This is a genomic window from Corynebacterium sp. HMSC05E07, assembly GCF_001807225.1.
GTDB lineage: Bacteria > Actinomycetota > Actinomycetes > Mycobacteriales > Mycobacteriaceae > Corynebacterium > Corynebacterium singulare.
This window is the reverse complement of the sequence record NZ_KV788275.1, coordinates 81,282-81,611: the sequence shown is the minus strand read 5'-3', so window position 1 is coordinate 81,611 and position 330 is coordinate 81,282. Positions and strand designations below refer to the sequence as shown.

The following is a 330-nucleotide window of genomic DNA, read 5'->3' as shown; positions in this document are numbered from 1 at the left end:
GCTCCCCGCGTAAGCGGGGATGAGCCCGCAGAATGAGAGGCCTCCCTAGCCGACACCGCGTGCTCCCCGCGTAAGCGGGGATGAGCCGAAGTTGGCGGAAGTCCGCGAGGATATTGCGGAGTGCTCCCCGCGTAAGCGGGGATGAGCCTTTTCCGACGGCATTCCACGCTTTACGAATACCGTGCTCCCCGCGTAAGCGGGGATGAGCCCAAATAGCACCAGTCATAGGGGACGTAGGTTGAGTGCTCCCCGCGTAAGCGGGGATGAGCCGTATGACGTGAATCAGTATGCGCTGACTACGGCGTGCTCCCCGCGTAAGCGGGGATGAGC

At 63.0% G+C, this 330-nt stretch carries 1 CRISPR repeat array.

Annotated elements, in window-relative coordinates:
• Nucleotide 1 precedes the first annotated feature (1 nt).
• Nucleotides 2-330: a CRISPR direct-repeat array (repeat unit 24 nt; unit sequence CTCCCCGCGTAAGCGGGGATGAGC).